The sequence below is a fragment of the Alteromonas sp. 5NW40-0090 genome (assembly GCF_057552975.1).
The window spans coordinates 71,109-97,579 of sequence record NZ_BAAJLT010000015.1 but is presented as its reverse complement, the minus strand read 5'-3'; the positions used below and the strand labels follow the sequence as shown (position 1 = coordinate 97,579).

At 42.2% G+C, this 26,471-nt stretch carries 26 protein-coding genes and 2 pseudogenes; 19 read left to right on the top strand and 9 right to left on the bottom strand.

Features of this window, described 5'->3' with window-relative positions; genetic code table 11:
• Positions 1-402: 402 nt before the first annotated feature.
• A pseudogene (locus AC27KT_RS17870) lies at positions 403-1,517 on the bottom strand (IS3 family transposase).
• A gap of 320 nt (positions 1,518-1,837) precedes the next feature.
• Positions 1,838-2,731 (bottom strand): DNA replication terminus site-binding protein, encoded by an 894-nt coding sequence (locus tag AC27KT_RS17865; protein WP_456252735.1) that lies wholly within the window; start codon positions 2,729-2,731, stop codon positions 1,838-1,840.
• Positions 2,732-2,875: 144 nt separating this feature from the next.
• On the opposite strand from AC27KT_RS17865, the gene AC27KT_RS17860 reads away from it, so the two are divergent.
• Positions 2,876-3,634, top strand: a complete 759-nt coding sequence (locus AC27KT_RS17860) for a GIY-YIG nuclease family protein (protein ID WP_456252736.1) — start codon at positions 2,876-2,878, stop codon at positions 3,632-3,634.
• Between the two features lie 386 nt (positions 3,635-4,020).
• Positions 4,021-4,330: pseudogene (locus AC27KT_RS17855) on the top strand (transposase domain-containing protein); the annotation flags it as partial.
• Positions 4,331-4,654: 324 nt separating this feature from the next.
• On the opposite strand, the gene AC27KT_RS17850 reads toward AC27KT_RS17855, so the two are convergent.
• The gene (locus tag AC27KT_RS17850) at positions 4,655-5,476 is read right to left on the bottom strand and encodes a hypothetical protein (RefSeq protein ID WP_131094916.1); all 822 of its coding nucleotides are present in this window, start codon (positions 5,474-5,476) and stop codon (positions 4,655-4,657) included.
• Positions 5,477-5,965: 489 nt separating this feature from the next.
• Between AC27KT_RS17850 and AC27KT_RS17845 the strand changes: the two genes are divergently transcribed.
• The 7 genes from AC27KT_RS17845 (at position 5,966) to AC27KT_RS17815 (ending at position 9,884) form a co-directional block, all read left to right on the top strand.
• Complete coding sequence (locus AC27KT_RS17845; protein WP_014951205.1) at positions 5,966-6,763, top strand: DUF3800 domain-containing protein; 798 nt, start codon at positions 5,966-5,968, stop codon at positions 6,761-6,763.
• 14 nt (positions 6,764-6,777) lie between these two features.
• Positions 6,778-7,533 (top strand): hypothetical protein, encoded by a 756-nt coding sequence (locus tag AC27KT_RS17840; protein ID WP_032096156.1) that lies wholly within the window; start codon positions 6,778-6,780, stop codon positions 7,531-7,533.
• Positions 7,523-8,308 (top strand): DUF5677 domain-containing protein, encoded by a 786-nt coding sequence (locus tag AC27KT_RS17835; protein WP_456252737.1) that lies wholly within the window; start codon positions 7,523-7,525, stop codon positions 8,306-8,308. Before AC27KT_RS17840 ends, AC27KT_RS17835 begins: the two co-directional genes overlap by 11 nt.
• A gap of 200 nt (positions 8,309-8,508) precedes the next feature.
• Positions 8,509-8,892: a MerR family transcriptional regulator gene (locus AC27KT_RS17830; protein ID WP_014951206.1), complete on the top strand. Its 384-nt coding sequence runs from the start codon at positions 8,509-8,511 to the stop codon at positions 8,890-8,892.
• A 77-nt stretch (positions 8,893-8,969) separates the two neighbouring features.
• Complete coding sequence (locus AC27KT_RS17825) at positions 8,970-9,314, top strand: mercuric transporter MerT family protein (RefSeq protein ID WP_014951207.1); 345 nt, start codon at positions 8,970-8,972, stop codon at positions 9,312-9,314.
• A 32-nt stretch (positions 9,315-9,346) separates the two neighbouring features.
• Positions 9,347-9,622 (top strand): mercury resistance system periplasmic binding protein MerP, encoded by a 276-nt coding sequence (merP, locus tag AC27KT_RS17820; protein WP_014951208.1) that lies wholly within the window; start codon positions 9,347-9,349, stop codon positions 9,620-9,622.
• Between the two features lie 49 nt (positions 9,623-9,671).
• Entirely contained in the window at positions 9,672-9,884 is a 213-nt protein-coding gene (locus AC27KT_RS17815; protein ID WP_080589192.1) for a GDCCVxC domain-containing (seleno)protein, read from the top strand.
• A gap of 30 nt (positions 9,885-9,914) precedes the next feature.
• On the opposite strand, the gene AC27KT_RS17810 is transcribed toward AC27KT_RS17815, so the two are convergent.
• The gene (locus AC27KT_RS17810; protein ID WP_024016316.1) at positions 9,915-11,435 is read right to left on the bottom strand and encodes an ISNCY family transposase; all 1,521 of its coding nucleotides are present in this window, start codon (positions 11,433-11,435) and stop codon (positions 9,915-9,917) included.
• 327 nt (positions 11,436-11,762) lie between these two features.
• Positions 11,763-12,185 carry a Cd(II)/Pb(II)-responsive transcriptional regulator gene (gene cadR / locus AC27KT_RS17805; RefSeq protein ID WP_014951210.1) on the bottom strand — a complete coding sequence of 141 codons (423 nt, stop codon included), beginning with the start codon at positions 12,183-12,185 and terminating at the stop codon, positions 11,763-11,765.
• 79 nt (positions 12,186-12,264) lie between these two features.
• Between cadR and AC27KT_RS17800 the strand changes: the two genes are divergently transcribed.
• The 7 genes from AC27KT_RS17800 (at position 12,265) to AC27KT_RS17770 (ending at position 20,096) form a co-directional block, all read left to right on the top strand.
• A complete protein-coding gene (locus tag AC27KT_RS17800) occupies positions 12,265-12,891 on the top strand; it encodes a cation efflux transmembrane domain-containing protein (protein WP_014951211.1) in 627 nt (208 codons plus the stop codon).
• Positions 12,888-13,253, top strand: a complete 366-nt coding sequence (locus tag AC27KT_RS17795; RefSeq protein WP_014951212.1) for a DUF3703 domain-containing protein — start codon at positions 12,888-12,890, stop codon at positions 13,251-13,253. Before AC27KT_RS17800 ends, AC27KT_RS17795 begins: the two co-directional genes overlap by 4 nt.
• A complete protein-coding gene (locus tag AC27KT_RS17790; protein ID WP_014951213.1) occupies positions 13,240-14,139 on the top strand; it encodes a cation diffusion facilitator family transporter in 900 nt (299 codons plus the stop codon). Before AC27KT_RS17795 ends, AC27KT_RS17790 begins: the two co-directional genes overlap by 14 nt.
• 19 nt (positions 14,140-14,158) lie before the next feature.
• Entirely contained in the window at positions 14,159-14,536 is a 378-nt protein-coding gene (locus tag AC27KT_RS17785; RefSeq protein ID WP_014951214.1) for a hypothetical protein, read from the top strand.
• A 72-nt stretch (positions 14,537-14,608) separates the two neighbouring features.
• A complete protein-coding gene (locus AC27KT_RS17780; RefSeq protein WP_014951215.1) occupies positions 14,609-16,006 on the top strand; it encodes a TolC family protein in 1,398 nt (465 codons plus the stop codon).
• Positions 15,999-16,928 (top strand): efflux RND transporter periplasmic adaptor subunit, encoded by a 930-nt coding sequence (locus AC27KT_RS17775; protein ID WP_014951216.1) that lies wholly within the window; start codon positions 15,999-16,001, stop codon positions 16,926-16,928. The genes AC27KT_RS17780 and AC27KT_RS17775 overlap by 8 nt, the downstream gene beginning before the upstream one ends.
• 60 nt (positions 16,929-16,988) lie before the next feature.
• Entirely contained in the window at positions 16,989-20,096 is a 3,108-nt protein-coding gene (locus AC27KT_RS17770) for an efflux RND transporter permease subunit (RefSeq protein ID WP_269918652.1), read from the top strand.
• An 816-nt stretch (positions 20,097-20,912) separates the two neighbouring features.
• On the opposite strand, the gene AC27KT_RS17765 is transcribed toward AC27KT_RS17770, so the two are convergent.
• Together AC27KT_RS17765 and AC27KT_RS17760 are read right to left on the bottom strand one after the other, a co-directional pair.
• Positions 20,913-21,287, bottom strand: coding sequence for a hypothetical protein (locus tag AC27KT_RS17765; protein ID WP_456252738.1), 375 nt, complete (start codon positions 21,285-21,287; stop codon positions 20,913-20,915).
• On the bottom strand, positions 21,277-21,900 hold the full coding sequence (locus AC27KT_RS17760; protein WP_131094912.1) for a hypothetical protein: 624 nt from the start codon (positions 21,898-21,900) through the stop codon (positions 21,277-21,279). Before AC27KT_RS17760 ends, AC27KT_RS17765 begins: the two co-directional genes overlap by 11 nt.
• Before the next feature lie 161 nt (positions 21,901-22,061).
• Between AC27KT_RS17760 and AC27KT_RS17755 the strand changes: the two genes are divergently transcribed.
• Positions 22,062-23,033: a tyrosine-type recombinase/integrase gene (locus AC27KT_RS17755; RefSeq protein ID WP_487132182.1), complete on the top strand. Its 972-nt coding sequence runs from the start codon at positions 22,062-22,064 to the stop codon at positions 23,031-23,033.
• A gap of 155 nt (positions 23,034-23,188) precedes the next feature.
• On the opposite strand, the gene AC27KT_RS17750 is transcribed toward AC27KT_RS17755, so the two are convergent.
• Positions 23,189-24,375 (bottom strand): IS3 family transposase gene (locus AC27KT_RS17750; RefSeq protein WP_487132180.1). Its coding sequence is split into 2 segments (ribosomal slippage): positions 23,189-24,090 and positions 24,090-24,375, totalling 1,188 coding nucleotides; the frame shifts between segments, so codons are not numbered across the junction.
• Between the two features lie 50 nt (positions 24,376-24,425).
• On the opposite strand from AC27KT_RS17750, the gene AC27KT_RS17745 reads away from it, so the two are divergent.
• On the top strand, positions 24,426-25,046 hold the full coding sequence (locus AC27KT_RS17745) for a DUF4113 domain-containing protein (protein ID WP_487132178.1): 621 nt from the start codon (positions 24,426-24,428) through the stop codon (positions 25,044-25,046).
• Here AC27KT_RS17745 and AC27KT_RS17740 read toward each other — a convergent pair.
• A complete protein-coding gene (locus tag AC27KT_RS17740) occupies positions 25,043-25,345 on the bottom strand; it encodes a hypothetical protein (protein WP_487132176.1) in 303 nt (100 codons plus the stop codon). The genes AC27KT_RS17745 and AC27KT_RS17740 overlap by 4 nt on opposite strands.
• A 775-nt stretch (positions 25,346-26,120) precedes the next feature.
• Between AC27KT_RS17740 and AC27KT_RS17735 the strand changes: the two genes are divergently transcribed.
• Positions 26,121-26,288 (top strand): hypothetical protein, encoded by a 168-nt coding sequence (locus AC27KT_RS17735; protein WP_487132174.1) that lies wholly within the window; start codon positions 26,121-26,123, stop codon positions 26,286-26,288.
• The last annotated feature ends 183 nt before the right edge of the window (positions 26,289-26,471 follow it).

The following is a 26,471-nucleotide window of genomic DNA, read 5'->3' as shown; positions in this document are numbered from 1 at the left end:
CTGATAATATTTACCGTCATAGCTTTCACTGGCTTAACTTAGTTTTGCCTTAATTTCTTGCTGGAAACCAGTCATGCAGTAGATTACGAAAAAGTACAAGGAACGCTGGCAGAGTATAAAATTGCAAGCAGCCTAATGACACTATCCTGGGGCAACTTATATATAACTCGCAAGTTCAATAGTAGCAGCTCATATACTTTATTCTTTGATATGCCAGCGTTGGTATTTCTACTTTTTGGGGCTAGGCAATTCGTTGTCTGGCTTACGCAGTATATTACTGAAGAAGTAATCCCCGATGATTGAAAGGCCTGTTCAAAATGAACCAGTTTGATTACGAGCGAATAAGGTTATAAGTGACCTTTCCCCTGAACTAGCACCACTCTTTCGATGAGATTTTTCATGTTATGCTGCTTGTTTAGCATACTCAAAAGGCAGCAGGTAATTCAGAGGGCTATGTGGCCGAACCTGGTCTTAATGCTCACGCCATAGCTCTACTTCTTATATTGCCTCGTCCATTGTTTTAAACCAATGCTGATTCAGATATTCGTTTCTGAGCTTGCCATTAAGGCTTTCCACGAAGGAATTTTGGGTCGGTTTACCAGGCTGGATAAAGCCAAGTTCAACACCCGTTTCCTTGCTCCATAGAACATCGCCTTACTGGTAAATTCTGTTCCGTTGTCGCAAATAACCTTTGCTGGTTTTCCCCGTTGCTCAATGAGCTGACTCAGGAAGCGTGCACCTGACGACCGCTGAAGGAGACAGAAACTAGTTAGCCGACCGTTTGGCGAGAGTAATCGTCTAACACGTTCAGTATCCTTAAGCGCCTGCCGTTGCTAATTTTTCAGATACGAAATCCATAGACCAGCGTTGAACTGGTGCTTTTGGTATCTCAAGCGGTTATCTTGGTTGAGTCAGCTTCTTGTGCTTCCTTTTCCTTACCTGTAACGCCTCTTCGGTATAAAGCCGGTAGGTATGCTTGCAGTTCACAACAAGCCCTTCGCCTTTGAGTAAGCCATGCAGCATCAAATAACCATACTGAGAATACTGTGATGCTAATTCTTTCAACCGTGCGCGCTAAGCGCTATTAGGTTTTGTCTTATGGCAATATCTGAATGCGGTTTGGCTTGATGCCAGCAAGCTAGCAGGCAACTCGTTCTCTAAGCTTACACGTATCAATAAGGTGACGGGTGACAGGCTTTCTTGCTGCTGGCGTTACCACTTTTTTTGGAAGCACATCCTTCATCGCTTATACTTCTAATAGCCTGTCAGCCAAAATTTTTTTCAGCTTGTTGTTCTAAGACTCAAGCTCTTTTAAGCGCTTGGCTTAGTTGACCTCCAGGCCCGCATACTTGCTGTGCCAATTAAAAAAAAGTCCCCAATGAAATACCCATCTCACGGAAGATGTCGCCCACCTTTGCGCCAGCTTCATGCTGCTTGACGGCCTTGGAAATTTGTTCTTCACTGTAGCGCTTTTCATTTTGAGATCTGCATTGTTTCCAGTTTATTGGAAATCTCATAAATATCATGGTGCTACTTGGGGGGGAAGGTCATTAATATTCAAAATTTAATTGCTCCATATGGCTCTTTTTTTGCCATTTGGGGGACGGCCGCATCGCCTCTTTAATATTGCCAAAGCTTACGGGGGCGCCAAAAGTATTTTTTTTTGCCATTTGGGGTTTTGATAAAATGTTGGAGGACCTTCTAGATTACTAAGAGGTACGATTTTTAGTGTGAACAGTATTTATTTAGCAGCGCATGAACGCTGTAATAACAAAAAGTGATATGACAATAGAGTAAGATCACAGGCGGAAAACACGGCAAGAATTTGATGCGTTTATTATTTAATATTTCGCTTATAGAGATTCATTCGTCGATTAATCAAAACCCAACCATCCCCTACATTTTCTTTAATTTTCACGTGCCGAGGCGCAATAAAACTACTAAGGTGGGTATGGTATTTGGGGAGAGAGAAAAGGACATAAGGTAAACTCGCAGCATATCCCTTTGCTTTTTCTGCATCCTCTAATCGAATGGATGATTCAGGCCGCAGCTTTATCCGGCGTTTAACCGCAAATTCTGCATTTTGATGTGCATCTAGTAACGACTTGTCGTGTTCAAGCTTCTCTAGCCAACTTTGACGAGAATAAGACAAGGGAACGGTATGAACCCCTTTGTCTATTTTCTGTTTCAACTCTTCGAGCGTATAAGCCTTATGGAGTGGGCGTGAAACCCAATTGAAATTTACGCGGTGAACATCCTTTTTAAATGCATAGATGGTGCGATAAGCCGACGTTGTGATTAAATAATTGAACCGGTCGTGCACGTTCTGCCACTTTTCGTAGGCATCATCACTGCTTTTTACTACTGCCGCTCTAAATGCCTTTTTCTCATTATTGATCTTTTCAATGCAAGCAATAATCTCTCGTTTGTTTTTGGTTGCTACTACGAAGCCAGGGTGTTTTTGTACGAACCGGCGTGACTTTTGTGGCGTTTCATCGAATACGTACATGTCCTTATAAGCATCAATAATTTTTAAAATCGCTTCTTGGCCAGTAAACATATCAACATTAATGCTTGAGTAGCCGTGCTCAATAAGTTCCTCTTCTTGTTCTTTAAGTACAGGCTCAATGGCGTAGTAATATGTTGAAGCCGGGCAGGCGCTATCGAGGAGCAGTTCTTCTAGTTCTTTCAGAAACGCTTCAATATTACTCATGTGGAATTGTAGAAACATTTATTAACCATAGTGCTGTTTACTTATACAGCAATTTTAAGCCTATTTACCCACCAGCTCAAATCTATTCCGGTTTATGGGGTAGTGGCAGTGTGTTATAAGGATGGCTGAATTGTAGTATTAAATAATAGGTAAATTAGGAACATGGATGTACTCAAGCTTTTAGAGCTAGACCCAGTAGATGTGAAAGGCCACTTAGCCGTATGGAACGGAATTGAAAACCCATTAGAAACATTTTTCGATGGGCGATTTGAGCAATGGCAGCAGGCTCAAACTAAGCGCAATTTCGGTCGTAACTATATTGTTTCGCTTATCAAGTTGCCCGGGGTTTGCCAGTGGCTATTTGTCGGTGTTTATCTATCAAAAGGTATTTCATCGTCGAGCAGTGACGGAAAATGTCATTACTATGACACTGAGCTTACTAACATAGGCGAGAGCCTTATCGGGCGGCTGGTAGTTCACTTTAAACGTACAGGGCGTAATTCGTATCCCACCGGTGAAACCCTCTCTGGTAGAGCAACGATTCACTCTATTCTACCAGAGCCAATGGCATTCCAAGATTTCTCCGACTTCAAGCATGTGTGCCTATCCCGAAGTGAACTAGAAATGCTGTATCGACACCAATACCCCTCATGGAAGACTGCGCTTTCATCTGTGTCTGGCGTCTATCTAATTAGTGATAGATTAACAGGAAAGCAATATGTGGGTAGTGCCTATGGGGCTGGTGGTTTTTGGAATCGCTGGTCAGCCTATGCCAATGGCCACCATGGAGGCAATAAGCTCTTGCGGTTACTATTCAATGAGGCCGGAGAAGGGGGCTTTAGCCAGTTTCAATACTCTATCCTTGAAGTCTGCGACATTGATTTGTCTAAAGAAGTCTGGTCGATTCAAGTCAGTGATTGAAATAGAGAATAGATGGAAAAGAAAATTACTTTCTAAAGAGTTTGGTTGGAATGATAATTAAACTTTTCAAGATAATGTATTCTGTATTAATTTAATAGTTCACGCATGATAAGTGTAATTATCATGCGTGAATCCGAAAATTTATAAAGCTTGAGATTAACTTGAAGCTTTAGATATGTTATGAGTTCAAATGCATCCATCGGATATTAAATCATAATAATATTTACTACCTCAACCTACCTAATAACATCGATTTAATCCAACACACTGATGAGCTAAGGTTATGAAAAGTTAAACTTTTTGATTGCACCCTGCATTATTCATCGCTAAAAACTCCAACTACGTCTGTCTCAGTTTATGGGAAGTGGACACTACCGAAAACCAAATTAGGCGAAGCGATACAATACTGCTTGAATCAATGGGAAAAGCTGGCGCGTTATACACTCGACGGATTATTGAATATCGATAATAATCGCGCTGAGCACGCGATTAAACCGTTCTTGATAGGCAGAAAAAACTGGCTGTTTAGCCAGACCTCCACGGGCGCAAATGCCAGTGCGGTTCTCTACAGCATCATCGAAACCGCTAAAGCTAATGATCTCAATGTGTTCGAGTATGTGATGACTGGCCTCGATAAACTCAGTAAGGCCGACGTTGATATCGAGCAAATTGCCATGGCAATTTGCTAAGCGTTAGGTGGGATTACCGGACGTTTACACTTATGTGCTGATGTTCTTAGTTGCAGCAATAAAAGTACTTCATAGCCTCTAGTTCTTCAGGTGGCCGCTTTAGCTTCAATTGTACGCTTAGACGAGCAGCATATGCAGTAATCTTTGGTTATCCACGGATTTATAAAAACTCAAAATAGTCTCAAACTATGAAACCTATTATCCTTGTAAACGGCTACACCAAAAGCTAAGCCCAAACAAGGGCCAAGCTTTTTAATAGAAGTATCTCTAGTTGCTTAAAAACAAATTTCGTAGCTTTTGGAAAGATTTAGTACAGCAAAGATAGGTATCGCTATTTATAATCGAAGCGTTCTATCGTTATCCTTCCTCTGTAAAATCCACCACTAAAAATTAAAGAATTCATGTTTACGCCGTATCCTAGTGGGCTCAAATAGTTGTTCATATCTTCTATGTGAGCCTCTAGCGCCGCTTTGATGTTCATATTGTTCAACTTAGTTACATCTTGCTGTACTTCATTATTGTTAGTATCAAGAATTCTGAGTATTTTAACTTCTAACTTTATTGGAGAGTTAATTACTGTTAATTCAACTAAAATACTGCCGCCAGTTTCAAGTGGAATTTGAAACTGGTTTGGCACACTAGTATTAATCAAGTTAAGCGCCTGAGCTATGGAGATAGCCGTCGCTTCTACAGTTTTTATCTTTCCCTCTAAGCTATTATTTAGATAGTCGCTTACATCAGCACGACAATAGCTGCAATTAACGAATTCCCAGGGTGAAGATATAACTTCTTTCGGAATTGATTTTGCTTCAGCTTCGGCCACCAGAGAGTTCGAAGCATTACTGAGGTCCGTCATCATTGTTGAAATACCCGAAGGAACTGAGGAAAGCATGTATGTCACAACCGGAACTTCAGGCATCCCTGGAAGAGTGGGAGTGAGAGAAAGAGTTACATCAAAAGAACGAGCATTTTTATTGTAAATATCAACAAGCGTAATATGCTTTTTTTCACCAACCTTTAAGTTCAACATACCCCATGACACAATTTTATCGGAATGGCTGCAATCATAACACTCAACGACTTCCGAACTTACAGCTAGCTTAGAAAATGACACTAGAATAGCTAAAAAAAATCCAATAGACATTAATTTCATTTATTACTTCCTTTTACTGTTCAAATGGGCTTTTAGTAGGCCAAAAAATGATGACGTAGGTATTATTTTTTTGTTACGACTAAAAGACTGATACCTCAAAAAAGTAACGCTAGACATTAAGCCTTAACACATGTTGCGACAAAGAATTGGTTTCAAGGAAATACTATCGATACTATAGAGCCAGTAATACCGTTTATAATATTTCCATTGATTCACCACTGTTAAGTCTAGGAGCCCGAGTCCTGCTCTTTACTAAGGAAATTGCGAATAAGTCCTGCAATTTAGTGCCAATAGCAGCCGTTCGAATATTTGTAATTAAACGGCAGAAAAGTACGTACTCCGGTCGTTCAGGAATGTTTGGTGCAATCAGCGCTTAACGGGTCAATAGGTCCAAATTTTCACAACATCGCCTACCTGACTAAAAGTTAAACTTGCTAATACTATATGTTGCATTGTTTAATATGATTATGCATACGGAGGCGTGTATAAATGGCAAAAGGAAAGCTAATTTGGCATATTGCCTGTGACGAATCTGGTATAGATGGGCAGGTATACTACGGTTTTGGTTCCTTGTGGATGAAGTACCAACGTCGCGGCGATTTTGTTCGTATCATCAGAAATCTTAGGGAAAAGTATCGATATACAAACGAAATTAAATGGCAACGTGCTCATCAGAAAAATAACATTGATTTTTACAAAGAGCTTGCCGATGTATTTTTCAAACACGCGTGGCTGGCTTTTCATTGCATAGTTATTAGAAAAGGATTGGTAGATAAATCATTTCATGACGGTGACTACGACCTTGCAATGCGAAAACACTTCACAACTCTTATTTCTTCAAAAATAAAAGCAGTTAAAAAAGCACATCCTAATCAGTTATCAGAATTTCGAGTCGAAGTCGACCCATTACCGTCGCGATACAATAAGGCTGACGAAGCGTTTCATACAATCGCTAACAATATCCTAAAACAAGAATTAGGCGGTGATGCTCTGATTCAAACAGTTGTGACTAAAGACTCAAAAGATTCTCAGCAAATACAGCTGGCTGACTTTCTGTTGGGAGCAGTTATGAGCGCGTTTCAAGGAAAAGTAACCTCTGATAGAAAGCGAGATATGGCGAATCATATTGCATCATATTTAGGCTGGGACTCGCTCAAACACGACACTTGGGACTATGAGCGAAAATTTAATATTTGGTATTTTCATGATATCAGGCGAGATCAACGTGAAATTCATACGAAGAATGTAGAGCTGAGATATCCGCTCCCTGCAAAATCACTTAAGTGAAGTAGAAAAAAAGAATGAAAAAAAGTAACCACCAAGGAAAGGTGTTAAAAGATCATAAAAAAGTGGGCAAAAAGTTCATCCCCCCTTTAATGCAAATCGACAAGATGAGAGAAACATCGTTTGTAAACGACCGGCTTCCGTGCTTAATTTGGATGTCGTCATTATATCTTCGTCTTGGCGATAGGAATGCAACTAAAGTCATTGTTGATTTTATTGATACTGCGTATAACTGCTTTGAGGGTGAAAAAATTGCGCCGCTTCAATACATGGGTAGCTATACAACTCTGTCAGATTCAAAAAAGAATGAATTGTATGAGACATTAAGAACGAAACCATATTTCAACGACGTTTTAAGTAATCTCGAACATCAGTATCACTTATTAAAGAGCTATCCATTAGCGTTTCTTTTTTCTGAGCACCAGTATGGTGTTGACCGTGAAGATGCCATTGAAATGCTGAAAGAGGATGTAGAGGCGCTTTTGGATAGACTGTCATCAAAAGCGACCAAAGTTCAGGTTACTGCGGTTTACGCAGAGATAATATCTGGGCGAATGAAAATTTCTGCTCATATCGACTTGCCTGACTTCAATGCAATATTCAAAGCGCCAGAGTCTGATGATGCAAAGCGTGTTGCAAGTTTTGCTCGCGCTCATATCAACGGATTTGCAGCAGCTTCTTTTTTGAAAGAAATAGGGGTTCCTGAAAACAATTGGCCAGAGACTTTTTGGAATGAGGCTTTTGATTTAGATGGATGCGACAATGGATATTGAAGAATTAGTAAGTGGCTACGTCGATTATCTAGTGGACAGTTTCGATGAAGTTTGGACTAAAGTTAAAATTCCCGCGGATAAACTGGAGGCATTATCTGCCATTGGTGGTCTTTTATCTCGACAAATTACTCTCTCCATCGAGTTGGCTCAAGCTCCCTCAACATGGAACGGACATTCTGCACCATTATTCTTACGCTCTATGACCGATTTATATATCACGCTTGCGTGGATGATGGATGATTTGGAAGAGCGACCCCATAAATACATTATGCATGGTCTGGGTGAAGCAAAGTTACTTATCGAACACTACAAGCTCCTGTTAGAAAAGGAGGAATATCAAGAAGACAAAGAAGATCTTCAACAAATGATAGAGTTTAGAGAGCATTGGATTAATTCACAACGCAATGAATTTTTTGTCGAAGTGGATGTTGGAACGTGGTCGAATTTAAATTGTAGGAAAATGGCGCAAGAGGTAGATTGCGAAGACCTTTATAATTTTGCTTACACGCCCTTTAGCCAAGTGGCGCATAGCATGTGGCCCCATGTTTCAGTTTACAATATGACTCGTTGCAAAAATCCACTACATAAGCACCACTTGATTCCTGCTCTACTAGACGTGCCGCTCGACCCCGACTACTTGTATAGATCCTGCAAATACGTTGACAAGACTTATCGGTTGTTTGAAAAGCACTTTGAAGTATCAATAAAACTAATGCCGCTCGATTGGTGGAACAACTATTGGGAATCTATTCCAATAGAAGAAGATGTAAAGTAGCGCCTTTGAAGAAGTCCGCTAAACTGGATTAGTGTGATTACCAAGGGATTATGTCGGTCTAATTACCGAGCGACTTTGTCGCATTTAAGGTAACAGTTAGTATTATCCACTTCAATAAATATGCAAATATTTCCTTTGAAGCATGAGTTAATTAGACGTTTTGTATATTATTGAATTAACCAGAATATTAAAGGTAGCCAATGTATACAATCAGTAAACTCGCCAAAGAGGCAAATGTTGGTGTAGAGACCGTTCGTTTCTATGAACGCAAAGGCTTACTTGAACAACCCATCAAACCGATACAGGGATACAGGCAATATACAGAACAAGCACTTTCAAGACTATTGTTCATAAAGCGTGCACAGTATTTAGGTTTTACATTGGCGGAAATATCATCATTATTAATATTAAGTGCTAGTAATTGTGAAGATGTTCAGCAACTCGCTGAGCAAAAGCTTGCAGTAATTGAAGATAAGTTAAGAGATTTGCTTAACCTTAAAGACAGCCTTGTCTCGCTCATTTCAGACTGTAAAACTAATCCAAGTGATAAAGATTGCCCAATCATTCAGTCACTTCAACCGTAAAATGACTCATCACTTGACTCCGTACCCATATACGGAGTTTATGCTGTGCTTAAAAGAACAGTGTAATAAACGTAAATATGGCAAAAAGTAGTCAACTATCAATCTTAGGCGGGCTTGCCGCAGCAATCGGTGCAAGTGCCTGCTGTGCCGGGCCTCTTGTTTTACTTTTATTGGGTATAAGTGGTTCATGGATTAGTCATTTAACACTCTTAGACCCTTATCGTCCTATTTTTATATTCGTGGTTGTAGTTTTATTTGGCTTTGCTGGGTGGAAGATACATCAGCCTGTTGAAAACTGTGCGGATGACGAGGCTTGTGCAGTCCCAAAGGTAAGAACACGACGAAAAGCAGTATTTTGGTTTACCACACTGTTGGCGTTTGTTTTTGTTACCAGCAACTACTGGATCATATGGGTCGTGTAGGTGCTACCACTTAACTCTAATTGGAGAGAAAAATGAAGAAGTTATTGATTACAACTTTATTGTTGATAAGCAGCACGGCGACGTTTGCAAAAGATGTAACTGTTACGTTAGAAGTTCCGTCTATGGATTGTGTAACGTGCCCGATAACAGTAGAAAAAGCACTTGAGCGCGTTAAAGGCGTTAAACAAGTGGAAGTGACATTTGAAAATAAACTTGCTGTTGTAACATTTGACGATGAGATAACAAATCCTGATGCACTAACAAAGGCTACAAAGAATGCTGGTTATCCTTCATTAGTGAAGTCGTAAGGCCGTCGCTAGTTGAACGATATTGAAACCCTCAGAGGAATACAAAACTATGGCGAAAATAGAACTCTCATCGACGATTACTTGCCCACATTGCGATTACAGCCAGCAAGAAGAAATGCCAACCACTGCATGCCAATTTTTTTATGAATGCACTAAATGTAAAACACTGCTAAAGCCTTTGAGCGGCGACTGCTGCGTTTATTGCTCATATGGAACAGTGAAGTGCCCTCCAATTCAAGAGGGCAACAGTTGTTGTAATTGAAAAGTAGTCAGTTAAACAACTGGCTATTTATTATGCTGATTCATGCAAAGCTAGTGATCTCTCAATTCTCAGTGCGGTTGTATTCATATCATTTCTCAACCACATACTGCGCACGCCATTTGGGCTAACATCAATGCCTAATGCTTCTGTTAGCTTATGTGCCACCTTCTGCTGACCAAGGTGAGGATGTTCAAGAGAGAACTCGATTACCGCTTTCTCGATTTCCATATCTACACAGTTTTTATGCCGTATGTTAGGCGTTTCTTGCCGTTTTAGCGCATCAGGGCCACCTCGCTTAACCATTCTTAAGTGCCGATGAATAGTGTCTCGTGAGACGCCACTTTGGCGTGATGCAGCACTGACGCTTCCGAGCTTTTCGATTAACGCTAATACTTCAAGTTTCTTCTGTACTGCCAAGTCTTCTGATGCCAGTTTGCTTGGCTCATTAACTTCCGAGATCTTCAGTTTGCGACCAGCGAAGTGAGCGGTAAACCCTTTTTTACTCGTGTTCCTTATCTCGATTTTCTGATTGGCAATGGAGTGCTTGAGCGGTGAATCAATGAGGTAGAATTTGTTGCCATAACTGAAGGTATGGTCGTTACGTATTTTACGATGGTCTTTAATGACGCAGATATCATCAAGGTTGATGTGTTTTGACAGAGGCGTAAATTCAGGTGCTTGCTTTGATTTCACTTGGACTTTCGACTGCCAGAACTGCGGAATGAAGACATGCTTAAGGTAAGCATTGGCAGCGGCGATATCGTTGATATTGTTCAACCTAAGTTCGGGCACCAACCTGTCTTGGAAGGTTTCGAACGCTCGTTCAACGCGCCCTTTACCTTGTGGGGAATTGGCAAAGATAATTTCAATGCCCAGCTCCTCACAAGCGCGTTGCATTTGTGAGAAGTTACAACGCTTAGGCCCACCATAGATTCCGGCTCTGTCCACATAAAGTGTTTTAAACACACCTTTCTTTTCAAGGCAGTCACGCATGACTTTCAAACATCCAACGGTGGTCTCTGATGGGAAGAATTCAGCATAAACTTCACTGGTGGCATCATCTATCATCGCAATGAGACAATGCTTTTTGTTACCAAACCAACGGTGCGGACTACCATCCATTTGCATCATTAAGCCCGGTGCGGCCATACGTTCTCTGCGTTTACGAACATGGCTACGACGACGCTTAGCTCGCTTTACATGATGAATATCGTGCGCCCAACCACGTAAGGTCTCACGCTTAACAACAATGTGTTCATTCTCAGCCAACTGCTCGGCTAAGTGCAGTAAATTCAAATCAAAATACTTATCCTTAATTAACGCTTGAACGGCTTTTTTTATCGAAATAGGCGTTTTATTCGGGGGTGATTTACCGCAATTACCATGCACCACAAACTGAATACCGACTTCTTGATAGCGTTTTATATAGCGTTCAATTGAACGTCGGGATTTATTGAGTAACTTGGTAGCATTGGCAATCGATATTTTACCTTCAACCACTTTAGCTATTATATCAACGGTGAGTTGAGCTTTAGAATCCATCACAATCATCCTCAACATGCCTTCTAGTATTCAAAAAACAAAACACTAACAGGCACATAAAAAAATGACCGACAGAATCGCTTGGTAATTAAGATACGACAAAGTCGCTTGGTGTTAACACGCTAAACTGGATTAGTCGTCACTTAACCTGACACTTTCAGAGATAGAGCTAGACCAAAATTGACAGTCTCTTGTGCACGTGAAGCAGACCTTGGCTCATTAAGATTTTAATGACACGAATGAGGTAATCAACGGTCATGCTACTAATAAAAATTGAATGGCTGCTTTAGCCGAATACCTATGACAAAGCTCCAACATAAAACTGATAATTCGAGACTAATTCTCCGTACTAGAAGAACACACTTCTGCAATGCTATCTAATTGATGCAATACCCCGCACTCTTTAACCTTCTTATCATGATCGCAAGCAGAACGAATTGAAATCAGTGTTTCTTGTAGTACTTTTAATTCAGCTATCCGATGTTCGATATCGTCAACATGCTTATCTATTGTAGTATTAACGTTTTCGCAGCTATTCTCTGGGTTTGCTCGGGTTTCCAGTACTAATTTAATTTCCTCGATTGTCATATCTAATGCGCGACATTGCTTTATAAACAATAACTGCTTCAGTGCATCTTCAGAGTAGCTTCGATAATTCGATGCCGTTCGCTCAGGTGCAGCCAATAGTGATTTACGCTCATAAAAACGAATTGTCTGAATACTTAACCCTGTCTTAGCTGCCAGAAGCCCAATTTTCATTTTAACTTGCCTAAAGCTTGACTCTATACCAAGTATAGAGTTTACACTCGCGTTATAGGTGAGTAAAGCGAGTGTTTTTATGAGTGGTTGTGGGTGCGAAATTGAGATAAAAGACCAAGAACAAAAGGCAGTTCTCTACTGGCTATTGGGCATCAATGCTGTGATGTTTATCATTGAAATGAGTGTAGGGTTACTCGCTGACTCAACAGCACTTATTGCAGACTCCCTTGATATGTTGGCTGACGCAGTCGTTTACGGTGTTGGTATATATGCAGTAGGGAAAACAATTGTTCACAAAGCCAATGCTGCAAAGGTAAGTGGATATTTTCAATTGGCATTAGGCCTATTAATTTTGTTTGACATAGCTCGTCGCGCAACCTTTGGAAGTGGGCCTGAATCTATGCTTATGATGGGCATGGGCGGTGTTGCACTTATCGCTAACGTTATATGTTTGGCGATAATCAGAAAACAAAAAAATGGCGAGGTGCATATGCGAGCAAGTTGGATATTCTCGGCAAACGACGTCATTGCAAACATAGGAGTGATATTGGCGGGTGTGATGGTTTATCTATTCGATACTCGTTGGCCTGATTTGGTCATAGGTTTTATTGTGTCTATCGTTGTGTTACGAGGCGCAGTCTTAATTCTAAAAGACGCCAGACAGGAATTCCGTGAAAACAGCTCGACGAATGGAGAGATCGTATGAATTTCACTCAAGCAGCAAAACCTTACATACTTCAAAAACTGAGCGCCGCGCATCAATCCCTTTCGAACAATGACAATAAAGCAGGATTTAAGGCCTTAGAGGATGCTCATGTCATCGGTCAGCACTCAACATACCACCACACACGAGTGCATTATGAAATGCTTAAATTTGGAATAGAACGCCGCGACCTTAAAGAGATATTTGGACAAATTTTTAGAATGCTAGGTGCGCTGACTAAAACTCCAATTGGCTTATTGCCTGAGGGCAATACTGGTGGGGCAAACGTGAGTCCATTCAAGTCAATGTCTATTTCACCCGAAAACAAAGCCATATTGGAAAAAATTAGAAATGCACAGTCATAACCATTCACACTCGCAAGAGAATTCAACCGACGCGTCTAAACGTATTGGATGGGCGTTTTTCTTAAATGTGGTGTTCACTGTTATTGAATTCATTGGTGGATGGCTTACCAACAGCACCGCTATTATGGCTGACGCAGTGCACGATTTGGGTGATAGTCTTTCCATTGGTACAGCGTGGGGATTAAACAAGCTTAGCGATAAAGATTCTAATCAAACATTCTCATACGGCTACAAAAGATTTTCCTTACTCGGTGCATTGATTAACGGTATTGTGCTGACGGTAGGCTCCATTTGGATATTGCTTGAAGCGATACCTCGTTTGGCTGAGCCTGAAATGCCCCAAGTTGAAGGGATGGTTTTATTGTCTATCTTTGGGATGGCAGTAAACGGCTTTGCGGCTTATAAACTGAGTGAGGGAGACTCATTAAATGAGCGAGTCCTCAACTGGCATTTGCTGGAAGATGTGCTTGGTTGGGTAGCAGTATTTATCGTGTCCATCGTCTTAATGTTTAAGCCTTGGCCTATTTTAGATCCAATCTTATCCATTGGCTTTACTTTGTTCATCCTTTTCAATGTGTTCCGCAATCTCAAAGAAACCCTAATGCTGTTTTTGCAAGCAACGCCCGATGAAGAACAGCTTTCAAAGATTCGAAGCGATTTACTGGCAAACGATAAGGTAAGTGATCTTCATCATTTTCATATTTGGTCTCTAGACGGTGAGCGTAACGTAATGACGGTCCATCTTGTTCTTGATGAAGATGTCAGTCTTGAGCACCTCCAATCACTCAAAGAAAACATACACAGTTCGTTAGAAAAGTATAAATTTGAACATACGACAGTTGAGCTGGAGTTTGCTAATGAACAATGTCGTGACGAAGTGAATTAGGCTTGGTAACCTTTCATACATGAAAAATCTAAAACGCATAAGTTACATCGTGATCTCGCTGATACTCTTTCAGTCGTTTTCTGCTGTGGCGAATTCGTTAGATTTTCATGCAATAGACATTCAGCACTTGCAACACGAGCATAAGCATTCTGAGCACGAGCAAGTGCAGTCTGAGCTGTCTGCCAATGAAACCAGTGATAAAGTAAGTACAGAGCACCACAATCCTGCTGATTGTCACCATTGCGGCCACTGCCATGGCACACATGCACAATGGGTCAGTCAGAGTCATATCAACAGTCTGAAAACAGTGGTTTCAGTCCACAATTTCAACTATTTAGATGCGGTAATTGACGCACCTATTAACCGCTTACTTCGCCCCCCCAAAATTACTTCCTAGTACGTTTTTTCGATAGCACCGCGCTGATAACACTCGCGATGCTAAATATTGATAAATTATTAGGATATTCCAATGAAAATGTTTCCTATTTTCGGGCATGCATCTGCCATTGTGTGCAGTTGCATACTGGGCTTATTACTCAGTCCACCGACCGCTCATGCGGCGAAAACCAACAGATTTGTAGACAAAAGTGTCCAAGCGCCCATACGAGAAACGCTGACTCTTGAGGACGCTATTAGACTAACACTTGCCAATAATCCAAGTCTGTATGAGTTTAAATTTAAACAACGTGTTATAGACGGAGAGTCAAAAACGGCGGCGCTTAAACCCGCATTGAATGCAGGGGTTGAATTAGAGAACTTTTTGGGAACTGGCGAGGTATCAGGTCTCAAAGAGCTTGAAGTTACCTTGACATTATCATCAGTGTTACAGCTCAATGATAAGCCAGCAGCAAGGTTGAATGTACTCTCTGAACGAAGAATACAGCAAGATGTTGAAAAGCGAATACTCACCTTAGATATCCTCGGTGAGCTTAATCGTCGTTACATCAAAGTACTCGTATTGCAGGCGAACTTAGACGTCATAAAAGATGCAGAGGCACTTGCACTTTATACATTGAATGCCGTAACGAAACGCGTTGAAGCAGGCGCGTCCCCCTTGTTAGAACAAAAACGTGCCCAAGCTGCGCTGGCCCAAGCAAAGCTCGATGTTAATCTAGCTCAACAGGACCTAACGTTTGCCTTGCGCAGTTTATCCATCATGTGGGGGGAGCAGGTACCGAGCTTTAAGCGTGTGGAAGGCGATCTTTTTGCTTTTAATAAGATTGAGTCGTTTGATGCGCTGGCAGTCGCAATCCAAAATAGCCCTCACATTGACCTATACGCTAAACAAAGCCGTGTGCAAGCGGCGCAGCTTCGTTTAGTGCAAGCGAATAACCGCGCTGATATTGAGTGGTCAGCGGGGCTTCGCAGAATGCAAGGTATTGATGAAACAGCACTGGTTGCCGGAGTAAGCGTTCCATTGTTTCAAAAAGAACGAAACCTTGGTGAATATGAAGCAAACAGGGCACGTCTTGACGCAATAGAGCAGCAAAGACAAAGCAACGTTCGAAGCCTATTACATTCAGTTAATCAAGCGTTAGGCGAACATACACGAGCATTGCTAGAGATTGACACACTTCAGCGCAAGGTGATTCCTCCGTTAAAGGGCGCGTTAGATTTAGTCGAGAACGCCTATTTGGAGGGCCGTTTCAGCTACTTGGAATGGGTAACTACTCGACAAGAATTTCTGACAACCCGGCTGACATTAATAGAGGCAGCGTCTCAAGTTCACTTAAGCAAAACAGAAATTGAAACACTCACAGGTCTCGCGCTGACGAATGAGCACAATGATGACTCATTTCACCCAAGTCACAAAAGCAATTGGCAGCAGTCATCTAACATTTCGATAAGAAGTCATGATTATGAATAAATTCACAATACAAAAAGTACTTATTTCTATCTTCACCCTTAGCCTTTATAGCCTAACCGCAATCGCAGGAGGTAAACACAGTGATGTAAGTTCCAGCGATCAAGACAATCACGCAGGTGAAGTCGTAAGAATGAGCAATGAAACAGCAATTCAGAATGGTATTTCTGCAACTCCCGTGCTCGCACGCGATATTGCGTTAACGAGTACGCTTTATGGGCGAATTAGTGCAGACCCCGCCTCATTAAGTCATATAAGAGCACGGTTTGACGGTGTTATTAAAGATGTAAAAGTCAACATTGGCGATTCCGTTAAGAAAGGTGATATTTTAGCGGTTGTTGAGTCCAATGAGAGTTTAAAAAGTTATTCCATCACGTCACCTTTTGATGGCAATGTGATTGCGCGACATGCGAATAATGGTGAGTTATCAAACGGGCAAGTACTTTTTTCGTTAGCTAACTATAAAAACGTATGGGCACAGCTGACCGTTTTTTCACAAATGCTTAGCAGCATCAAGGTTGGACAGTCAGTTGAACTAAGCCACGCAGGTTTCAACCAAACCTCCAAGATTGCATATATTACGCCTTCAGCTGATGGCAATCCACACTCTCTTGCCAATGTAGCTGTCGATAATAGTACTGGATATTGGCCACTCGGTACGCTGGTCAAAGCACAAGTTACGACGTCAACTAAGTCAGTAAGTCATTCGGTTCCTCTATCTTCTGTGCAAGAGTATGAAGCCAAACAAGTTGTTTTTGTGGTTGAGGGTGATGAGTATGCGCCCAGAGCGGTAGAGCTTGGTGTCTCAGATGGTCACTATATCGAGGTTATCAGTGGCCTTGAAGCAGGCGAACGCGTCGTGGCTTCCAATAGCTACATAATTAAAGCAGATTTGGAAAAATCGGAGGCAGGCCATGATCATTAATGCCTCACTACAACTGATATTTCCCTGTCAAATGGCGTGTAGTTCTAAGGGAGGTTTAAGATGCTAGTTTCCATTATTCGTACCGCAATCGAAAAGCGCGGTATTTTTCTGATGCTTTCCTTTTTGGTGATTGGATTAGGCCTATTCAGTTATCAAAAGCTGCCTATTGATGCCGTACCCGATATCACCAACGTTCAGGTACAAATCAACACACAAGCAGAAGGTTATTCACCGCTTGAAACTGAACAACGTATCACCTTTTTGGTAGAAAACGCTTTGGCAGGATTACCAAACTTGGACTACACACGTTCACTATCGCGCTATGGCTTATCACAAGTGACGGCCGTTTTTGAAGAAGGCACGGATCTCTATTTTGCCAGAAACCTCATAAACGAACGGCTAGGCATTATCAAAAGCCAATTGCCCGATGGTATTGAGCCTAAGATGGGGCCGATTGCCACAGGTTTGGGTGAAATTTACATGTACACGCTTAGCGCGAAGCCCGGCACAGTAACTGTCGATGGCAGAAAATTTGATGCAATGGCGCTTCGAGAGTTACACGATTGGGTGGTGAAACCTCAACTGGCCTTGGTGAAAGGGGTAACAGAGGTTAATGCTATTGGGGGGTTTACCAAACAGTATCATGTGAAGCCTAATCCTCAACTTATGCTTAATTACGGCGTTAGTACTGACGATTTATTGCGGGCATTAAATCGAAATAACGCTAATCAGGGCGCTGGGTACATTGAACGCAACGGCCAGCAAATACTAGTACGTTCACAAGCGAGACTTTCGAGCGTTGAGGACATCGGTAACGTGGTGGTAACGCTTACAAACCGATCTCCCGTCACGGTAAGTGACATTGCAGAGGTCGCCATCGGTAAGGAGCTTAGAACGGGCGCTGCAACACGAGAAGGTCAAGAGACGGTGTTGGGCACAGCTATGATGCTAATAGGCGAAAATAGCCGAGCTGTTGCGCTAGACGTGGCTGATAAAGTGGATGAAATCCAAGCAAGCCTGCCAGAGGGCGTAATTATCCAAAGTGTATACGATCGCACTACGCTCGTGGATAAAGCCACCAATACAGTACAAAAAAACCTTGTTGAAGGCGCACTACTCGTTATTGTTGTCTTATTTTTATTGCTGGGCAATATACGGGCAGCAATTATCACCGCCGCTGTCATCCCACTTGCCATGCTTGCCACAATAATAGGCATGGTACAAACGGGCGTTAGCGCGAACCTAATGAGCTTAGGTGCGTTAGACTTTGGACTGATTGTTGACGGAGCGGTTATTATCGTCGAGAACTGTATTAGGCGATTAAGTGAATCGCAGCGGCGAACGGGTGCAATACTGCCTCTTAAAGAACGGCTGGAAGTCGTATTTGAGGCAACGAATGAGGTGATACGCCCAAGTCTATTTGGCGTGATGATAATCACGATTGTGTACATTCCTATCTTTAGCTTAACAGGTGTCGAAGGGAAGATGTTTCACCCAATGGCGGCTACCGTAATATTGGCATTGCTAGCGGCAATGGTATTTTCAATCACCATTGTGCCCGCAGCTGTTGCTATGTTTATGTCAGGCAAAGTCAGTGAAAAAGCGAGTCCAATAATCACTGGGGCTAAATCAGTTTACCGCCCTGTACTGGAGTGGGCATTAAAATTACGATGGTTGGTAGTAGGTGCAGCAACATTACTCGTAGTTATCAGTGTTTGGTTTGGGATGCGCCTAGGTTCTGAATTTGTGCCGCAACTAGATGAGGGTGACATAGCCCTTCATGCAATGAGAGTGCCCGGCACAGGAATTGAACAAGCTGTCGATATGCAAAAACGGCTTGAACAGGTCATTATGCAATACCCACAGGTAAACACCGTATTTGCTAAAACGGGTACTGCTGAGGTGGCTACTGATGCTATGCCACCCAACGTCACTGACACTTTTGTAATGCTAAAACCAATTGATGAATGGCCAAACCCTGCATTATCGAAAACGGAATTTGTCGAGCAATTGGAGAGGGATCTTCAAAATGTACCCGGCAATAACTATGAGTTTACGCAACCTATACAGATGCGCTTTAACGAATTAATTAGTGGCGTTAGGGCAGATTTAGGGATCAAGATATATGGTGATGATCTGGATAAGCTGCGGGATTCAGCTGGTGATGTTTTATCCGTATTACAAGATATTCCGGGCGCTGCTGATGCACGAGTAGAACAAGTAGATGAGATCCCCATCTTCACGGTGAACCCGAAGCCTTATGCGCTGGCGCGTTACAACTTAGACGTAACTGACTTGCAAACGTGGTTAAGTGCATCAGTTGGCGGCAAAGAAGCTGGTTTGGTATTTGAAGGCGACAGACGCTTTGAGATTGTTGTTCGTTATCCTGAAGAGATTCGCAATGATTTAGAAGCGCTGGGAAATATACCCATCATGACCAATGATGGTGAGTATGTGCCAATCGCCGAGGTGGCTGAGCTTGAATATACCAATATACCCAGTCAAATAAGTCGAGAAAACGCAAAACGCCGTATCGTCGTCACAGCAAATGTGAGAGATCGTGATTTAGGCTCTTTTGTCAATGATGCTAAAGAGCAAATCGCAGCCAATGTGGCACTGCCGAGTGGTTATTGGATAAGTTATGGTGGAACGTTTGAGCAATTGGAAAGTGCAAGTCAACGACTGAGCTTGGTTGTGCCCGCAACGCTTTTCCTGATCCTTGCATTACTTGTGATTGCATTTGGCTCAGTCAAAGACGCCTTGATAATTTTCACAGGCGTCCCTTTGGCATTAACTGGCGGCATCTTTGCTCTTTGGATCAGAGATATGCCTCTTTCAATATCGGCAGGGATTGGTTTTATCGCGCTCTCTGGTATTGCTGTATTGAATGGTCTGGTAATGCTGTCTTTTATCAGGCAGAGGATGGAAGAGACTGGCGAGTTGGTAAACTCGATTATTGATGGTGCAATGACTCGCTTGCGGCCAGTGCTGATGACAGCGTTAGTGGCGAGTCTTGGTTTCGTGCCCATGGCGCTTAACGTAGGTACTGGCGCAGAGGTGCAGCGACCTCTGGCAACGGTGGTCATTGGTGGGATCATATCCTCTACCTTGTTAACTCTGGTTGTACTACCTGTACTCTATAGACTCGTTCACTATAAGGTGAATTAGCAGCACTGGGGCATTTGGGTTTATAAATCAATGCCCCGGATTTACTTACCCCCATGACGATCATTCGACTTCTTTTGACAAAATGGGGAGGTGGCTCGTAAATCGCTTTGTAATAAAAATTTGGAGTTGTAGGGTTGGTTATCAATTGTAATATTCAACATTCGGCTTTTGGAGGCGCATCCTGTGGACTATTGTGGTCTGAATAACTGCTTTATGCCACTGAAGAGTCAGTCAGAATAAAGCATATTAACTTCCGCTTATGGTAAATATCGGAATCAAGAGCAGAGAGCCCTGAACGTCTGCTGTTTGTCTGAAGCGGACCAGCGCATTGGTTGTGGTCAATGTCCGCTTTACTCATAGCCGACCTCTGTCCCCCAGAGTGCAAACTTCTACTTCACGTAAACAACAGCCCTTCGTAATTGATACCTTTCTATTATCTAAAATGTCAGAACAAGTTGAGACTCACCAAATTTAGCTTTTGAAAACTTCTTTTAAAATAAAAACATGACCAATAGACATTAGCTTTCTATCCTCAACTTTTACATCAATGTCACCATTATAACGAATAAAGTGCGGCTTATATCTGACCTGTACTATCATTGAATTTCGGAAACCATCACGAATTGATTCTACTTTTTTCAAAAATAGACTGTCTCGATCTTCTACCCTATTCTTATCGCATGTCACATTGATTGCGACCATTGGTATAAGCTTGTTATTCGCACGAATATTACTAATTGTATCTTTTGGTGAATTGAATAGCAGTGTCTCCATATCTATATCGAGAAGCTGATCCGTTGCTTTGTTTAACGCCTTTTAAATTCTATCGTTGTTGTTGTTGTTGGTTGCGCTGGTTCTTACAGCTTTGCATTCAATAAAAGTGGCGTGTCTCTTACTGAATAGACCTATATCAATGCGCCCCTTTGATTCATTTTTATTTCGTGTAGCGGTCAGCTCCGATACTGGATAAAAGACCGCCTTGTCATTTCTCTGTAGATTGTAGGCAGATTGCATAATGAGCGGTGTCAGCGATATTTCCTTAGCGGCTGTAGGCAGGCACAGTACTGGCACAATGGGCACGCTGTTTCTATATTCGACAATCTGGTTACAGACTTCGTCCATTAGCCCTCTAAGCGACACCAATATGTTGTAGGGCGCAAAAATTTTCCATGTGTTATCTTCAATCAACATTATTACTCCTTGCTATTAATTTCACTACGCTGTTATATAAGTCTGACTGGTTGAGCGCTTCTTGGCGGGGATTGCCGGTACGCTTTTTTGTTTGCTTTGCAGCTCTCCAGCCTTCGTTGAACGCCAGCGCGATCATTAACGATAAGCGCTCTCTGTCGTAGTTTTTCAGTCTTTTGGTAAAGCTGTCGAGCATCAATTCGGTGCTATCAAAGTTTCCTTCGCCTAACCGCTGCTTAGCCAGGTCCACATCGTGTTCATACTCGCGATAGTCCGGTGACAATAAAAAGTCTATCGCCTCTTCCAATGTGTCGGCGCCCACCTGCGCTTTAAACTTATCAAGCATATTAAGAGAATGTGATTTTAATTGAAGATTTTTTATTCCTCTTTTTTCTCTGTGTTTGTGCGCTCTAAATCTATTTTGAAGCTTTTTAATGGCATCTTGAGTAATTATTTTTCTAAGGCAATCATAAGTCTTTTTAGGCTCTAAAAAATTAATATCTTCATCGCTTATAATTTCTTTTTCGCCACTTATAAAATCGTCGCTTTTTAAAGATGAAATGAATTTATCAAAATTATTTTCTATATATTCCTGCCAAACCGTATCGTTGCTCACTACCCTGCCCTGCGTTTGCGTTACTTATAACGCTTTTATATCACGACTGTAGCTACCCTACTATTGTTATTTTGTGCAAGCGTTATATGTAACGCTTTATTTACTCTCTTTGCTGTGCTATTTTATTATTATAGATAATTACAGTTATATCGATTAATAGCATGGCAAATGAAATCGCGTTAGCGCAAAGCGACTTTTCGCTGAATGAAGAGCATCGAGCGCTGGTGGTTCAAAATTTAACTGAACTAAGAGACTCAGTGTGGGAAACGATGTCGCTGAATACGCGTAAGGCTTATCAGTCTGATTTCAATCAATACCTTAAGTTTTGTCGTGCACATGCATTGCCGGCACTGGCAAGTGATTGGAAAATTACTAAGTTTGCATGCCAGGCGTTCTTCGATGAACTTATAGCGTCTGAGCTTAAACATCACACCATCAAACGAAAGCTCGCGTCGGTGCGCTTTTTCATTGGCGTAAGCGAATTGCCCGACCCATGGAAGCACTCCAAGCTTTTCAGTCGTTATGTGAATGGGAAGCTTAAAGAAAAACCAGCGGCGCAAAAGCAAGCAAAGCCATTAAAGTTAAATGATGTGCGTGTAGCAAATCGTGTGTTAAATGTAGACTCGTTATTGGGTTTACGCGATGCGGTGCTGGTCAATGTCGCACTCGATACCCTTTTTCGCGCATCCAACATTCTGGCCATTGAAGTAAATCATATCGACTGGCAAGCTAAGACAGTTTTTGCCTCGCGTTCCAAAACGGATCAATCGGGTGAAGGCCACTACGGGTATTTGTCTGACGAAACTGCAGAGTTACTGACAAGGTGGCTCGATAACGCAAAAATTACTGATGGTTATATATTTCGCAAACTCTCCCCTAAGCAAACTGTTCAGAAAGAGCCTATGCAATACCAGGCATTATTAAAGAGGTATGAGGCAATTGGTATGGCCATCAACACCGATGGTAAATTTACCTGCCACAGTACGCGCACCGGTGGTGTTCTTACGCTCATGGAGGCTGACGTACCTATGGCAGAAATTGTGCTTTCAGGGAACTGGAAAAGCGAAGCTATGGCCATACGCTACGCTCAACAATATCAAGCTGGTAGAACCGGTATGGCAAAGGTTAGGTAGGGCGTAATCGAAACTGACAGTCGCTTATGTGGCCAGAAGCGGACGGTGGTAACGCTAAGCTAACGGGCACAAATGCAGCGGTAAAATGCGAAGCACCGCTGCGTTTGTGTCCCAGTGAACGGAGTGTGATCTTGATCCGATAAAGTGGACACCGGCTATGCTCCCTGCGCTTTTGTTTCATAGTTAATAGGTGAAACATAATCTAGCGCGGAGTGGAGCCTTTGTCGATTGTAGAAATGCTGTATGTAGCTAGCGACTTTTGTTCTTAAATCTCTCTCATTTTCAAAGTGTGTAGATTTGATCAGTTCGGCTTTCAGCGTAAGGAAAAACGATTCCATCTCAGCGTTATCGGTACAGTAACCGGGTCGGTTCATACTAGATTTAATATTATGTCTTTTAAGCCAATCTTGAACATAATATGCAGAGTATTCTGCGCCTCTATCAGTATGAAAAAGGACTTCGTCACGTATATTCCTTTTCCTGACAGCCATTGCCAGAGAGGCTAAGCTGAGTTGCATTGTTTTTCGTTTAGCCAAGGACCATCCAATAATCCTTCTGGAATATAAATCGATAATTGCAGCAAGATAGAGCCACTGGCCCTTCACCTTAATAAAAGTTACATCTCCAGCCCACTGCTGGTTAACCGCGGTAGGTTTCGGTAAATCCTTTTTGATATTACTCACTCTGGCATAGAACTCATGTAGTTTTGCTTTTCGCATATACACTCTTGCACAGCGGGCTTTTAAACCTAACTGACGCATGATGCGCGCAACACGTTTTTTGCTGACAGAGACACCACACTTTCGAAGCTGAGCGTAGATTCTAGGACTACCATAGCGTTCCTTACTCAACCTAAATAAACGAGTAATTTCAGAAGCCAACCATTCCTCGCGCTTCCTGTATTGAGAGACAGGTCTGTTACGCCAAGTATAAAAGCCAGATGTGGAAACATTGAGAATTTTACACATCAATACCACAGGGAACGTGCGACAATTATGTGCTATGAACTCGAATTTTTCCGATTTTCTCGAGCCGCGAATCGTTGCCACTTTTTTAGCAAGTCGTTCTCCATTTCGAGCTGCTGAACGCGTTTTTGGAGCTGTGCCACGTGTTCGTTATCTGAGAGCTTAAGTGGTACCTCAGGCTTACTTGGGCGCTTATTATCAGACACGATATTCCCCATTAAATATTCCTTCCGCCAACGAGACAACATGAAAGGGTGTATATCAAGTCCTTCAGCCACACCTTTAACAGTTGTGTTGTCGCGGAACGTTAGTAGTACAGCATCATGCTTAAACTGCTCAGAGTATTGCTTGGTCTTTCTGCCTTTTGTAGATGGCATGTATCACCTCACTTGTTAGGTTGAGGTGTCCACTAAAGCGGATCAACTACATGCGCAAACAGTTTTCTATTCTGGTGGAAAATACTATCAGAGAGCTTAATGGTGAAGTTCGAATAGCGTGGGACGATGTAAGGCCAGACAAGCAGCAAATATACAGCACCAGAACATTTGGGGAGCGCGTGACCAGTAGCAATGAGATACATAGAGCGCTTGTAGGCCATTATGGCGCGGCAATGGCTAAATTACGAAAGCAAAATAGTTTAGCCGGTGCGATGACCGTCTTTGCTTCAAACTCACCGCATGATGATACCGCGTTCTACCGGAAATCAGCGTATCACCAGTTCGCGGTACCCACACTTGATACGCGTGTTGCATCTAACGCGATAAAAGCGTTGATTGATAAAATATTCAAACCAGGAGTGTGTTTTTACAAATGCGGTGTAGGGTTATTGGATATACGGCCGCAAACCCATTATCAAGGAGACTTGTTTGAACCCTCTCAAGATAATGCCGGGCTGATGCATGTTGTTGATGCAATTAACGGTCGCTACGGCAAAAGTAGCATGCAAATAGCATCTAAGGGCTTCAGCAAGAAGCACACGATGCGTAGAGAGTACCTATCAAAGCGTGCAACAACAAGGTGGAGCGATATACCAAAAATTGTATGCTAAAACACTTTCTTGACTAAACGCAATACAATTCGCAAGGCCTCTCGTAATTTTAACGGTTCGTTTCTGAAATGCTTTCTCGCAATCCAACACGCAGTAAGTGCCAACGATGCAACGCTGTAGCTTAGTAAAAATTCGTGATTAACCGCGGCACTTAAAGCAACATAACAAGCAAACACTAAAATCGCTGGAAGCGTCACTAGTATTAAAAAGCTCTCAGCTGCAGCGTGCCATTCTTTACGCATGAATTTAAGCTGATAACGCTGAAAAGCGTTATCAGCTTTTCTATAATTGGATGGCATAATTATTCTCTCGTTACAAAGTTAGCGTAGTAATAAGTGAGCATTCTGCACAAGCTGTGCCAATGCATTTGCAATGATTTGCCCACTAAACACAAAGAAAGTGTCAGCCACATTTACACTTAATAAAAATTGGCATTGATAAGTGTAAAGAAATTGAACACAGGTCCAAACAAAACCCGACTTATTGAGAATCAACCCGTTCTATTCAACACAAAGTGCGTTATAAAGAGTGGCGCGTAACGAGGCGCCCTACTACCAACGAAAAAGTGAATAACTCATCAAACAGCAGCAAATCCAACGAATAAATCATCCACAGCCTTGTTGATAACTGGATAAGGGTGACCACTACGGCAACATACCTTAGACCCCCCTTAACCAATAAACCCTTTTCTCACCACCCCAGCATAAGAACCCTACCCGGACTCATTGACTAAAGCACAGACGAGGACGACTCACCCTCAACAAAAGACTCACCTCACACACCACTACACATCCACCAACCTGCCCCATAGTAAAAGTGCGTTACTTGTCCACTACCTTTGACCTACTTTCGTTTACCTCCCTACTCACTCACCAATTTCTCACGTTCTACCTGCACAACTGCGCGGAGCGCGCGGCCGCCGCAGCGAAGCTGCGGAAAGTTTAGCAAGACAGTATAGGGGTATGTTGCCGTAGTAATTGGCAGGTGGTTGTGTTTTTTCTTCAGGATCACGCGTACTATGGTCATTCCGTACTACACTGGTACCTACCACACCTATTCACATTAAGGACGATTATGAATGTACGCAAATATCTCGTTTTAGGCTCGTTAGCTTTAGCCGGATGCCAGTCTCCCATTGATGATATGCTTAACAACAATTTTGTGCAGATAAAGGCTGAGCCGGCACCCTCACAAATCATTGGGTTCTGGACAGGTAGCATGGGCCTTACCTCGCGAGCCTGAGTTTCGATAAGTCGGGTAATGGGTACTTTTGCTAATCCTACGGAACAGCGGACGTCATTCAAAAGGTTAAATACGCTGAAGACACTATCTTTATCCAAGATGGAACCAGGTTAACGCTCGATGCTGTTTCTTCTGATGGCCTTGATGTTTCATCAAACTACTGTGGCAATACCGTTAGCGAAT